The 11,968-nt window shown below is 62.5% G+C and carries 10 protein-coding genes; 1 reads left to right on the forward strand and 9 read right to left on the reverse strand.

The window, feature by feature from the left end; genetic code table 11:
- Nucleotides 1-41: 41 nt before the first annotated feature.
- Nucleotides 42-662 (forward strand): helix-turn-helix domain-containing protein, encoded by a 621-nt coding sequence (locus B9Z34_RS01935; RefSeq protein WP_158268689.1) that lies wholly within the window; start codon nt 42-44, stop codon nt 660-662.
- 27 nt (nt 663-689) lie between these two features.
- On the opposite strand, the gene B9Z34_RS01940 is transcribed toward B9Z34_RS01935, so the two are convergent.
- The 9 genes from B9Z34_RS01940 to B9Z34_RS01980 all read right to left on the reverse strand — a co-directional run bounded on the left by B9Z34_RS01940 (nt 690) and on the right by B9Z34_RS01980 (nt 11,966).
- Complete coding sequence (locus tag B9Z34_RS01940; protein ID WP_108426410.1) at nt 690-3,170, reverse strand: penicillin acylase family protein; 2,481 nt, start codon at nt 3,168-3,170, stop codon at nt 690-692.
- 87 nt (nt 3,171-3,257) lie between these two features.
- Nucleotides 3,258-4,169 carry an LD-carboxypeptidase gene (locus B9Z34_RS01945; RefSeq protein WP_108426411.1) on the reverse strand — a complete coding sequence of 304 codons (912 nt, stop codon included), beginning with the start codon at nt 4,167-4,169 and terminating at the stop codon, nt 3,258-3,260.
- Between the two features lie 15 nt (nt 4,170-4,184).
- Nucleotides 4,185-5,585, reverse strand: a complete 1,401-nt coding sequence (gene tadA / locus B9Z34_RS01950; protein WP_108426412.1) for a tRNA adenosine(34) deaminase TadA — start codon at nt 5,583-5,585, stop codon at nt 4,185-4,187.
- A complete protein-coding gene (locus B9Z34_RS01955) occupies nt 5,582-6,223 on the reverse strand; it encodes an FMN-binding negative transcriptional regulator (RefSeq protein WP_108426413.1) in 642 nt (213 codons plus the stop codon). Before B9Z34_RS01955 ends, tadA begins: the two co-directional genes overlap by 4 nt.
- Nucleotides 6,224-6,265: 42 nt before the next feature.
- Nucleotides 6,266-7,411: a PQQ-dependent sugar dehydrogenase gene (locus B9Z34_RS01960; RefSeq protein ID WP_108426414.1), complete on the reverse strand. Its 1,146-nt coding sequence runs from the start codon at nt 7,409-7,411 to the stop codon at nt 6,266-6,268.
- Between the two features lie 29 nt (nt 7,412-7,440).
- Nucleotides 7,441-9,057: a glutamine-hydrolyzing GMP synthase gene (gene guaA / locus B9Z34_RS01965; RefSeq protein ID WP_108426415.1), complete on the reverse strand. Its 1,617-nt coding sequence runs from the start codon at nt 9,055-9,057 to the stop codon at nt 7,441-7,443.
- 70 nt (nt 9,058-9,127) lie between these two features.
- Nucleotides 9,128-10,597: an IMP dehydrogenase gene (guaB, locus tag B9Z34_RS01970; RefSeq protein ID WP_108426416.1), complete on the reverse strand. Its 1,470-nt coding sequence runs from the start codon at nt 10,595-10,597 to the stop codon at nt 9,128-9,130.
- A gap of 97 nt (nt 10,598-10,694) precedes the next feature.
- Nucleotides 10,695-11,603 carry a class I SAM-dependent methyltransferase gene (locus tag B9Z34_RS01975; RefSeq protein ID WP_108426417.1) on the reverse strand — a complete coding sequence of 303 codons (909 nt, stop codon included), beginning with the start codon at nt 11,601-11,603 and terminating at the stop codon, nt 10,695-10,697.
- A 6-nt stretch (nt 11,604-11,609) separates the two neighbouring features.
- Nucleotides 11,610-11,966, reverse strand: coding sequence for an RnfH family protein (locus B9Z34_RS01980; RefSeq protein ID WP_233249373.1), 357 nt, complete (start codon nt 11,964-11,966; stop codon nt 11,610-11,612).
- Nucleotides 11,967-11,968 lie beyond the last annotated feature (2 nt).

The following is an 11,968-nucleotide window of genomic DNA, read 5'->3' on the forward strand; positions in this document are numbered from 1 at the left end:
GGCGTGCCGCCAGCCTGCCACATACGAGAGAGCCTTCACACATGTTGATCGATACCGAAACACGAGAACCCGAAACCGCCGAGTTTCTGACCAGCTCGCAAGCTGCCAAGCGTTTGGGCTTGTCCATGGCCACGATTCAAAAGCTGGTCGACAACAATATCCTGCAGGCCTGGAAAACCTTTGGGGGGCACCGCCGCATTTCTCTGGCCTCGGTGTTGAACTACCAAAGCGCCAACAATTTTGCCGAGCCGCCTCGTGTGCCCAGTGACCGCCGTGCCAAAGTCATGATGGTGATCGAGTCCCCTGAATTGACCCTGCGCCTGAAAAAAGAGGTCACCCAGTGGAACATGCCGCTCCAGGTCTCGTTTCTCGAGTCTTTGACCGAGGCATTGCTGGAGCTGCTGAACGAAAAGCACGATCTGCTGGTCATTCAGATGACCGAGCCACGCAAGCAGCAAGAAAAGGCCTTGGAGATTCTGCAGAAATTCGTTGGCTCACGGCATACCGTGGCTCACACGCTGATCCTGAGTCCTGAAGAGGATTTGTTGCCTGCGGCCAAAACGGGTGGCCCGACGGTCAGCATTCAAGTGCTCAACAAGGACCTGTCCCCTGTTTGGCTGTCGGCTTATCTCTCCGGCTTTGTCGCACAGCGACGCGCCTGAACTCGACACGGCCCACGCCAGGGCCGTTCAGGGCCTCAGCGTCATGCGGTGCAACACGGCGGTGGGCTGTTGTTGCAAAGCCCTGTAGGCCCCTTGCGCCCACTGCCGCGCCATGTCGCGGCTGCGCGGATCAAACGCATGGCCAGACTGGCCCGTCTGGTAGATGAAAACCGACTGACCCGTTTCACTCAGGTCGTACACCGCCCGCATGGAGGCCGCATGCCGGTTGGCAAAGGGGGCTTGCTTGTCATTGGCCCAGTACTGGCCCACATTCACCGTGAACAAATCTCCGGCACTTTCCACCCGCACATCAAACAAGGCATTCAGATAAGGCACCTTGCCAAAGGGTTTGTGGCTGCTGATGGCCGGGTGCCAGGCACCCCAACGCCAGGCCGACACATCCCGCCCCTGACTGGCCGCGATGCGGTCGAGCGCTCGATCCAGCGCCGAACTCACTTGCGCGGGGCAACCGGCCGGGCCACACCAAAACGCGTCGGCGCGGTCCAGCATGCCCTCCACCGCAGCCCGGAAATGGCGCTTGCCATACAGCGCCTGAAAGCGCTCTGCTCCCAGATGTGGCACCAACAAGCCCCGCGTCAACTCGTCGGCCCAGACGTTCAACACCAAAGCTGCTGCGCTGTCGGTGCGCATCTGGCCGTCAAACCCGGCCAACAGCTTCAAAGCTGCCGGGGCCAAGGGATGCTGTGAACTGACTTGACCCAGCTTGGCCTGCAAGGTTTTGGCCCCCAGGGACAGCACATCGTTCTGGATCGTCTGCATGCTTTGCAGGCTGTGGCGAGGCGTGGCCGCCAGCAACTGCTCGATCCGATCGAAGCGCTCGGGCGTGGTCCAGTCACCGCCCACAAAATGGGCATAACCGGGCGGCAGGATGTTCTGGTTCGCGGTGGCGTGCCAGCCCTTCTTTTCGATCTGGGCGGCATCCACCGCCGGGTTTTGCGCATAGGGCAACCAGCCCGTCCAGTCGTATTGGGCCAGCCAGCCCGGGGATGGCGCCACACCACGGATGTCGTTGGAGGCCGAACGCGTGGGCACTTTGCCCACGGCTTTGTAGGCCACTTGGCCCAAGGTGTCGGCCATCACCACGCTTTGCATGGGCGCATGGTGCTCGGCAAAAGCATCTTGCAGTTGGGGCACGGTTTGCGCCCAGTTGGCTTGCATCCCGGCTTCGATGGTTTTGTTGTCGGGCGTGAGCGCCGACCAGCGCAGGCTCACGGCATAGCGGCTCGCGTCGAGCAGGCCTTGGTATTGCGGCTGCACATCGCTGATGACCGGACCATGGCGGGTGCTGCGCACCTTGAGCGCGACATCGGCCTGCCCTTTGACGCGGATGGTTTCACTGCGTTCGGCGAAAGCGGCCCAGCCTTCAGGCGTGCGGTATTGGCCGGGTTTGGCCGCGTCAAGTTGCTCCAGGTACAAGTCCTGCACATCGGGGCCGGTGTTGGTGAAGCCCCAGGCCACCCCTTGGGTACGGCCCAGCACCACAAAGGGCAAACCGGGCAAGGTGGCACCGATCACGTCGAGCGCGGGGTGTTTGTGGCCGCCGGGCAATTCACCCGCAGGCGCTTGGAGATGGGCGTAGTACCAGATGGCCGGAGAACTCAGGGCCAGGTGCGGGTCGTTGGCCAGCAGGGGCTTGCCCGACACGGTGCGGCTGCCCGGCACCACCCAGTTGTTGCTGCCTTTGCCCTCCAGAATGCCCATGTCGCGCACCCAGTCGGCCGACCATTGGGCCAAAGGACTGGCGGCGGCAGGCATTTGTGCCGCTTTGGCTGCAGTGGCTGCATAGACACCCAGACGGGCATACAAACCCGGCAAATCCACCGCCGTGGCCGGTTTCTCTCCGGGGTAAGCGGGCAAGAGCTGCCACAGTTGTTTATTGTTCAGAATCTGGCCCGCCGACAAGCGGGCAAACTCCTGGCCCCAGTTGCCGCCCAAGTCCAGGGCCATCATCAGGGCCCAGCCCACACTGTCTTCGGGCGTCCAGGTTTGACCATCGGCGCCGCTTGCCTGGGTGCCCAGCACTTTGAATTCGGGCGAAGGACGCACTGCGCCACTTTGCCAAGCGGTCTGAATGCCCTCGCTGTAAGCCTGCAAGGCGGCCTGGGTGGCTGGAGACAGGCCTTTCAACTGCTGCTGGGCCATGCCGATGATGCCCAGCGTGCGCATCAGCTTGTCGGTGTCCAGCGTGGCCTTGCCCAGGATTTCAGACAACTCGCCGCGCATGACACGCCGGTTGAACGCCATTTGCCAGCCGCGCTCCTGTGCATGCACAAAGCCGATGGCACGCCAGGCGTCCAAGGCGTTGCGGGCGTTGATGTGGGTCACATCCGAAGCGTCACGGGTGATCTGAACCGGGCCGGACAAGCCCTTGAGCGAAGTTTCGCCATCGAGTTGGGGCATGCCGCGCAGCAAATGGACACTGAGGGCCCCTCCTGCCGCCAAAAGGGCGACCACGGCCACCAACAGGATTCTTGCGATCCATTTCATGCTTGTCTCCATCATTTTGAAAGCGTCGGTGCCGCCACCGACTTCAGCGTCCTCAGGCCAGAAAACAGGTGGTCCTGGCAGCGCCTTTTAAATATGGCCCCAAACCATCAGCGCGTCACGCCCTTCGGTGACAAGGTCCACCTTGGCACCTACAGGCAGCAACACCTTGGTCTCGACATGGCCAAAGGGCAGCCCCGTGAGCACGGGTGCCTTGATCTGGCTGCGCAGCCAGTCGACCACGGTGGCCAGCTTGAAGCCTTTGTCGTGCGCAGGCACCAGCTTGTAGTTGGTGAATTGGCCGAACAGCACCGCCTTTTGCTGGGCCAGCACGCCCGCCTGCAAGAGCTGCGTGAGCATGCGCTCAACGCGGTAGGGGTGCTCGCCCACGTCTTCGAGAAAGAGCACGCCACCTTTGACCTGTGGAAAATAGGGCGTGCCCAGCAGCGAAGAGAGCACCGTCAGGTTGCCTCCCCAAAGGGGCGCGTCTTTCACCAGGACGCGGCACTCGGCCTCGGCTTTGGGGAGTTGCCAGCCCGTGCCTTCGCCTTGCTCCAACAGCAGGTCGTCAAAGCAGGCCTGCATGATGTCGTCAGGTTCCTGCTCGGGGCCAAAGTCTTCGCCCAGCGCGGGGCCCTGCCAGCTGATGCGCCCGGTCTTGGCGTACACAGCTTGGTTGAAGGCCGTGAAATCGCTCAGGCCCACAAACTGCATGCCGCCATCGATCGCTTTGGCGATCTGTTTGTAGGGCAAGGCAGGCAGGATGCGGGTGAGGCCGTAGCCACCACGCGAAATCAGCGCCACGTTGGCACAACTGGCCGCAGCGCGGCTGATGGCCGCGATGCGCGTGGCGTCGTCGCCCGCAAAACGCATGTGGCTGGCCAGCGCCGCTTCGTCGACTTCCACCTCATGCCCTTGGGCTTGCAGGCGCTTCACGCCCCGGCGGAAAGCGGCTTTGTCACGTACCGCGCTGGAGGGAGAAAAAATGTAAATGTGGGCCATTGGCTGTGTTCTTTTTCAGGGCTTGAAGTTTCGCACAGCCGCTTCGGCAATCGCCCTGCCCTGCTCCTGCACAAAATGGCCCGCATCGGGCAGCAGCATCGGCTCGGGGCAGCCCCTGATCTGGCTTTGCAACTGGCGCATCACGGGCTCACCCAGCACCGAGTCTTGCTGGCCAATGGCCATGAATGTTTGACCTTGCCAGTCTTCGCGCCAAAAGGCCTGCGCTTGCCGCGACACGGCCGCGCCGGGCGAATCGGCGAACTCCGGCACCATGGGTGGAAAGGCCCGAAGCGCGGCACGGTAGCCTTTGTCCGGAAACGGTGCGTTATAGGCCGCCATCTCTTTCGGGCTCATGCCGGGGTTGCCGCGCTTGAACAGCTTGCCCACGTCAAACAGCGGCTGGCCTTGGCACCAGTCGCGCCAGGCCAAAAAGCCAGCACTGAGCGGCTGCTCGCCCGTGGCCAAGGTGGTGTTCATGACCAGCAGGCCCTTGTAGCGTTCGGGTGCGGCCATGGGCAAGGTCAGGCCCAGAATGCCGCCCCAGTCCTGCACCACCAACACCACGCGCTGCAAACCGAGCCGCTCAATCAAATCCAGCAGAGACTGGCGATGCGTTTCAAACTGGTGAAAGCTGTCCTTCTTGGGCTTGTCGCTCTTGCCAAAGCCGATCAGGTCAGGGGCCACCACGCGGTGCCCCGCCGCCAGCCAGACCGGGATCATCTTGCGGTAGAGGTAACTCCAGGCCGGGTTGCCGTGCAGGCACAGCCATGTGAGCGGCGCGTCCTTCGTGCCCTCATCCAGGACATGCATGCGCAGCCCGACGATGCTGGGCAGATCGTTCACATAGTGCGGCTGCCAGGGGTAATCCGGCAAACCGGCAAACGCGGCATCGGGTGTGCGCAAAGCGTCTTCGCGCACCGGGTCGGCATTCACACGCCGGGGTTTGAAAAAGTCTTTGAGCAATTGGCCGCATTCTTCGGCCAGCACACCGCCCGTGACCTGCGTCTGGTGGTTCAGCTGCGGGTGGCCAAACAGGTTGAGCACCGAGCCGGCCACGCCCGTGCGCGGGTCGGCTGCGCCAAACACCACGCGGTCCACCCGGGCGTGCAGCATGGCCCCGCTGCACATGGCGCAGGGCTCCAGCGTCACGTACAGCGTACAGCCTTCGAGCCGGTAATTGCCCAGCACCCGCGCCGCTTCGCGCAGGGCCACCACCTCGGCATGCGCTGTCGGGTCGCGGCTGGCAATCGGGGCGTTGCGGCCTGTGGCGATGACTTGGCCGTTCTTGACAACCACCGCGCCCACGGGCACCTCGCCCGCTGCCGCAGCCAATTGAGCTTGCGCCAGTGCCAGGCGCATGCCTTGCTCATCGCTCAGAGAAAGATCTTGCTTTAGGTCATCTCCGCCCTGGCTCATGGCACGAGCCCCAGATCTTGCATCCAACGGGCCAGTGCTTGGGTTTGCTCTGTGCCTTGCGCATAAGCGGCGTGCATGGCGGCATGGGCTTCGGGTCGGTGCTGGTTGAGCTTCACCGCGCATTGCAAATCGGTGATCTGCATTTCAAAAGCCACAATGCCGTTCAGCATCGCCCCGGTGTAGGTCTCGGGCAAGTCGCGCCACTGCTGCGCATAAGACGGCTCATGCTCGGCAATCAGGCACTTGAGCAAACGGTCGCGGTCTTCGTGCGGATCGATGATGCGCGTGCGCACCTTGGCCTGCACCGCCAGATAAGTCCAGGTGGGCACGCGTTGCTTTTCAGAATAAACACTGGGCGACATGTAGGCCTGTGGCCCCATGAAACTCACCAAAGCTTGCGGCTGCGAGGCCAGCAACTGCGCCTGCGGGTTGGCGCGGGCGCAATGCCCCAGCAAAACGCCGTGTTCAGACTGCAGGCCATCGGGCCAAAGCGAAGCCGCTTGCCAGTGCACCGGGATTTGGCTGAGCACCGGGAATCCATCTGCCCCCACCGACACGATGGACGCCAAGGGGTGCTCGCGCATGATGCGCTGCGCGATGGCTGGGTCGGTGTGGTGGAATTGTTGGGGGAGGTACATGGTGCGCTGAGGTTACCAAATTGCCAGGCACAGGCCAGGCACTCAGGGCTTGACCGGCTCCAGCCGCATCAAGGCCCCGTCGGGGCCGTCGCTCAGCAGATAAACCAGACCATCCGGCCCCATGCGCACATCGCGGATGCGGCCCACGCGGCCTTGCAGCAAACGCTCTTCGCGCAGCACTTTCTCGCCATCAAGCACCAGTCGCACCAGCATTTGGCCGCGTAAGGCCCCCACCAGCAAATCGCCCTGCCATTGAGGAAACTGCGATCCGCTCACAAAGGCCATGCCCGAAGGTGCAATCGACGGCACCCACACATGCAAAGGCTGCACCATGCCGGGTTTGCTCTGCCCCTCGCCAATGCGCGTACCCAGCCCGTAGTTGACCCCGTAGGTGATCACGGGCCAGCCGTAATTGAAGCCCGAGCGCATCACGTTGACCTCATCACCGCCTTGCGGCCCGTGCTCGTGTGTCCAGAGCTCACCGGTTTGGGGGTGCAGGGCCGCGCCTTGCATGTTGCGGTTGCCCAAAGTCCATTTTTCGGGCAAGGCCCCGGCCCGCCTGGCAAAGGGGTTGTCGGCAGGCACGCGACCGTCATCGTGCAATCGGATGACCGAGCCGGCATGGTCATCCAGCTTTTGCGCACGGTCTTTGTCGCCCCGGTCACCCAAGGTCAGGTAAAGCATCCCGGCTTTGTCGAACACAATGCGCCCACCAAAATGCTGGCTGGAACGGGTTTTGGGCTGCATGCTGAACAGCACCTGAACCTCGGTCATGCGCTGGCCTTGCAATTTGCCCCGGGCCAAGGCCGTGCCCCAACCGCCAGGGCCGGGCGCGTTGTAAGCCCAATAGATCCAGCCGTTTTGCGCATATTGCGGGTGCAGCACCACATCAAACAAACCGCCCTGTCCGCGCTCGACGATCTCCGGCAGGCCCTCAATGGGTTGGGCGGCCAAACGGAAATCTGGCCCCACCAAGCGCAAACGCCCCGCCCGCTCGGTGACCAACATGCGGCCATCGGGCAAAAACGCCACCGACCAGGGGTTCTCCAGCCCGGGCAGCAAGGTCACCACGCGGAAAGCGTGTTTCTCGGAAGTGATGACCGAAGACCAGTCTTGTGCCCATGAGGGCGTCAAAGCCGCCAAGCTCCAGAGCAGGATGTTGAGGCCTCGAAAAACTTGAACTTTCATGGTCAACCTCCGGTCAGGGCTTCAGGGGATCATTCCCACTCAATCGTCGCAGGCGGTTTGCTCGACACGTCGTAGGTGACCCGGTTGATGCCGCGCACCTCGTTGATGATGCGGCCCGACACTTTCTTGAGCAGCGCATACGGCAGCTCGGCCCAGTCGGCGGTCATGAAGTCGCTGGTTTGCACGGCGCGCAAGGCCACCACGTAGTCGTAGGTGCGGCCGTCGCCCATCACGCCCACGCTCTTGACTGGCAAGAACACGGTGAAGGCCTGGCTGGTCAGGTCGTACCAAGTCTTGCCCGTGGCTTCGTCGGTGAAGTTGCGCAGCTCTTCGATGAAGATGGCATCAGCGCGGCGCAGCAGGTCGGCGTATTCCTTTTTCACTTCGCCCAGAATCCGCACGCCCAGACCCGGGCCAGGGAAGGGGTGGCGATAGACCATTTCACGCGGCAAGCCCAGGGCCACGCCGAGTTCGCGCACTTCGTCCTTGAACAGTTCGCGCAGCGGCTCCAGCAGTTTCAGGCCCAGCTGCTCGGGCAAGCCGCCCACGTTGTGGTGGCTCTTGATGGTCACGGCCTTCTTGCTCTTGGCACCGCCGGACTCGATCACGTCGGGGTAAATCGTGCCTTGGGCCAGGAAGGTCGCGCCTTTGTGCCCACCGTCGCCCGCCTTGAGTTTCGCGGCCTGCTCTTTAAACACGTCCACAAACAAGCCACCAATGATCTTACGTTTGGCTTCGGGCTCGCTGACACCCGCCAGCTTGCCCAGGAACAGCTCGCAGGCATCCACGCGGATGACGTGGGCGTGCAGCTTGCCGACAAACATGTCCATGACCATGTCGCCTTCATTCAGGCGCAGCAGGCCGTGGTCCACAAACACGCAGGTCAGCTTGTCGCCGATGGCGCGGTGGATCAACGCAGCGGCCACGGACGAGTCCACGCCGCCTGACAGGCCCAGGATGACTTCTTCGTCACCGACCTGCTCGCGGATTTTGGCGACGGCTTCTTCGATGTAGTCGCCCATGATCCAGTCGGGGCGGGCCTTGCAAATGTCGAGCACAAAACGGTTGAGCAGCGCCTGGCCCTGCACGGTGTGCGTGACTTCGGGGTGGAACTGCACCGCGTAGAAATGTCGCGACTCATCGGCCATGCCTGCAATGGGGCAAGCCGGGGTCGAGGCCATGACCTTGAAGCCGGGGGGCATGGCCGTGACCTTGTCGCCGTGGCTCATCCAGACCTTGAGCATGCCGTGACCTTCGGACGTGGCGAAGTCTTCGATGCCCTTGAGGAGTTCTGTGTGACCGTGCGCCCGCACTTCGGCATAGCCAAATTCACGGGTGTGACCGGCTTCAACCTTGCCGCCCAACTGCTGCGCCATGGTTTGCATGCCGTAGCAAATGCCCAAGACCGGAACGCCCAGCTCGAACACGGCATCGGGTGCGCGGTCATCCACCTCGTACACGCTGGCATGCGAGCCCGACAGGATGATGCCCTTGAGGTTGCCATCCTTGGCGTACTCGCGCACCCATTCGCTGCTCACGTCGCAAGGATGCACTTCGCAAAACACATGCGCTTCGCGCACGCGGCGGGCAATCAGCTGGGTGACTTGCGAGCCGAAGTCGAGGATCAGGATTTTGGAGTGCTGCATGGCAAGCGTCGTTCTTTGAGAAATGAAAAGGCGTCTGGGTTGCAGACGCCTTGGAGGTCAGAGACGGATTTTAATCAGCCCGGTAGTTCGGGGCTTCCTTGGTGATCTGCACGTCGTGCACATGGCTTTCGCGGATGCCCGCAGCGGTGATCTCGACAAACTCGGCACGCTCGTGCATGTCGTTGATCGTGGCGCAACCGCAGTAGCCCATGGAAGCGCGCAAGCCACCCGCCATCTGGTAGATGATGGCCACGACCGAGCCTTTGTAAGGCACGCGGCCTTCGATGCCTTCGGGCACCAGTTTGTCGGCGTTGGGGTTACCGGTGCTGGACTCCTGGAAGTAGCGGTCCGCACTGCCCTGCTGCATGGCACCAATGGAGCCCATGCCGCGGTAACTCTTGTAGCTGCGGCCCTGGAACAGGATCACTTCGCCGGGCGCTTCTTCGGTGCCTGCAAACATGCCGCCCATCATCACGGTGCCTGCGCCTGCGGCAATCGCCTTGGCGATGTCGCCGCTGTAGCGGATGCCCCCGTCAGCGATCAAAGGCACGCCCGTGCCTTTGAGGGCCGTGGCCACGCTGTCCACCGCCATGATTTGCGGCACACCCACGCCCGCCACGATGCGGGTGGTGCAGATCGAGCCGGGGCCGATGCCGACCTTGACGCCGTCGGCACCCGCCTCAACCAGGGCCAATGCCGCTGCGCCCGTGGCGATGTTGCCGCCAATGACCTCGATGTGCGGGTAGTTTTGCTTGACCCAGCGCACGCGGTCGAGCACGCCTTTGCTGTGGCCATGCGCGGTGTCCACCACAATGGCGTCCACGCCTGCGCGCGACAGCGCCTCAACGCGCTCTTCGGTGCCCTCGCCCACACCCACCGCCGCACCCACACGCAGCTTGCCTGCTCCGTCGCGGGCAGCGTTGGGGAAGTTCAGCTGCTTGGTGATGTCCTTGACGGTGATCAGGCCCTTGAGTTCAAAGGCGTCGTTCACCACGAGCAGGCGTTCGAGTTTGTGTTTGTTGAGCAGGTGCTTGGCTTGCTCGGGTGTGGTGCCTTCAGGCACAGTGACCAGGCGCTCACGCGGCGTCATGATCTCGCTGACCTTTTGGTCGTAGCGGGTCTCAAAACGCAAATCCCGGCCCGTCACGATGCCGACCACCTTGCCGCCGTCGCACACCGGAAAGCCCGAGACACCCAGCTCGTCTGACAAGGCCATGACCTGGCGCACGGTGGTGTCGGGGGTGATGACGACCGGGTCGCGAAGCACACCGGACTCGTAGCGCTTGACCTTGGCCACTTGGGCGGCTTGCTCTTGCGCGGTGAGGTTTTTGTGCACGATGCCAATGCCGCCTTCTTGCGCGATGGCAATCGCCAAACGCGCTTCGGTCACGGTGTCCATGGCAGCGGACACCAGGGGCAGGTTCAGGCGAATATTGCGGGTGAATTGTGTCGCGAGCGACGTGTCCTTGGGCAGGACTTGGGAGTAAGCGGGGACGAGGAGAACGTCGTCGAAAGTAAGGGCTTTACCGAGTAGGCGCATAAGCTAAGGCTCCAAAAAATGGATTGTACCCGTGCCCGCCAAGGGATTTCCCTGCCCAAAACGCAAAAAACAGGGCCTACCTGGGCCCTCTGCGCGGTCAGGCGTTTTGGTAATGCAGCACTTTGAGTGACTTTTCCGGGTCGATGTCGGCAAAAGCCGCCGGATTGGCCAGGCGCTCGACAAAACGCAGTCCGGGCGCGGCTTCGGCCACCTGCGCATGCAAAAAAGCCGTGTTCAGCTCGGGCGCATTCAGGCACAGCAGCACATGGCCTTGCGGCTCCAGCAAATCGGGCAAGCGGCGGATCAGCTTGATGTAGTCCTTGGTGGCGATGAAGCTGCCCTTTTGGTAGCTGGGTGGGTCGATCACGATCACGCCGTACGGCCCCATTTTGTGGATCTTGCCCCAGGTCTTGAAGATGTCATGGCCCATAAAACGGGCCTTGGCAGGCAAGTCGTTCAGGCGGTGGTTTTGCTGACCCACGGCCAATGCGCCCTGGCTCATGTCGAGGTTGACCACTTGCGCCGCCCCGCCCTGCAGCGCCACCACCGAAAAGGCACAGGTGTAAGCAAACAGGTTGAGGATGTTTTCATGACGCGCATGGGCCTTCAGCCACTCGCGCCCATTGGCCATGTCCAGAAACAGACCATGGTTTTGCCCACGCATCACATGCACCAGGTACTGGGCGCCCTGCTCGCTCACCACATGCGGCTCGGGCACGCTGCCGGCCATGAGGCGGGTTTGTGCTTCGCCTTGTGCACGGCACTGGAACACCCAATTGAGCGGCTCGCCAGGGGCCAAGGTTTCCCAGCGCTGCGCCAGAGCCTGGTGGCACAGGGCCAGCTCGTCTTCGCTCACGGGTTTGAAGCTGGTCAAGAACCACACGGGCGCGAACCAGTCCAGCGTCCAGTGTTCGCAGCCGGGGAACAAACCACCACGACCATGGAACACCCGGCAGGCATCGGCAGTTTTGGCCATCTGGGCGATGGCGTTCAAAAGGGCTTGCATGGTGTGTCAATACCCCGCAGCAGAGCCGCTTTTGCGCTTGGCAAACAGGCCTGTGCGGCCTTTGCCCTGACGCTTGAAGCGTTGGCGGCGTGCGACTTTGGGGTCCACCTTGAGTGGGCGGTACAGCTCGATGCGGTCGTCGGCTTTCACCACCTGCGTCCAAGGCACTTTTTTGCCCCAGATGCCGGGCTGTTGAAACTGGAGCGATGACAAGGAGGCGCTGTCGCTTGAGGGCTTGTCTTGCTGGCACTGCGCCACGCCCTGCTCCAGCACGTCCTGCACGGTGCTGCCTTCTGGCACTTGCAAAGCCATTTCATGCACATGCCGTGGCCCTAGGCTCCAGCACAAGACAACACGCAGCATGG

Source organism: Limnohabitans sp. Hippo3 (genome assembly GCF_003063665.1).
Lineage (GTDB): Bacteria > Pseudomonadota > Gammaproteobacteria > Burkholderiales > Burkholderiaceae_C > Limnohabitans_A.

Bases quoted from the DNA above. Each gene is read 5' to 3' on its own strand.
- B9Z34_RS01975 (WP_108426417.1), bottom strand. From the start codon at position 11,603: ATGCAAGCCCTTTTGAACGCCATCGCCCAGATGGCCAAAACTGCCGAT.
- B9Z34_RS01960 (WP_108426414.1), bottom strand. From the start codon at position 7,411: ATGAAAGTTCAAGTTTTTCGAGGCCTCAACATCCTGCTCTGGAGCTTG.
- B9Z34_RS01955 (WP_108426413.1), bottom strand. From the start codon at position 6,223: ATGTACCTCCCCCAACAATTCCACCACACCGACCCAGCCATCGCGCAG.
- guaA (WP_108426415.1), bottom strand. From the start codon at position 9,057: ATGCAGCACTCCAAAATCCTGATCCTCGACTTCGGCTCGCAAGTCACC.
- tadA (WP_108426412.1), bottom strand. From the start codon at position 5,585: ATGAGCCAGGGCGGAGATGACCTAAAGCAAGATCTTTCTCTGAGCGAT.
- B9Z34_RS01945 (WP_108426411.1), bottom strand. From the start codon at position 4,169: ATGGCCCACATTTACATTTTTTCTCCCTCCAGCGCGGTACGTGACAAA.
- B9Z34_RS01940 (WP_108426410.1), bottom strand. From the start codon at position 3,170: ATGAAATGGATCGCAAGAATCCTGTTGGTGGCCGTGGTCGCCCTTTTG.
- B9Z34_RS01980 (WP_233249373.1), bottom strand. From the start codon at position 11,966: ATGCTGCGTGTTGTCTTGTGCTGGAGCCTAGGGCCACGGCATGTGCAT.
- B9Z34_RS01935 (WP_158268689.1), top strand. From the start codon at position 42: ATGTTGATCGATACCGAAACACGAGAACCCGAAACCGCCGAGTTTCTG.
- guaB (WP_108426416.1), bottom strand. From the start codon at position 10,597: ATGCGCCTACTCGGTAAAGCCCTTACTTTCGACGACGTTCTCCTCGTC.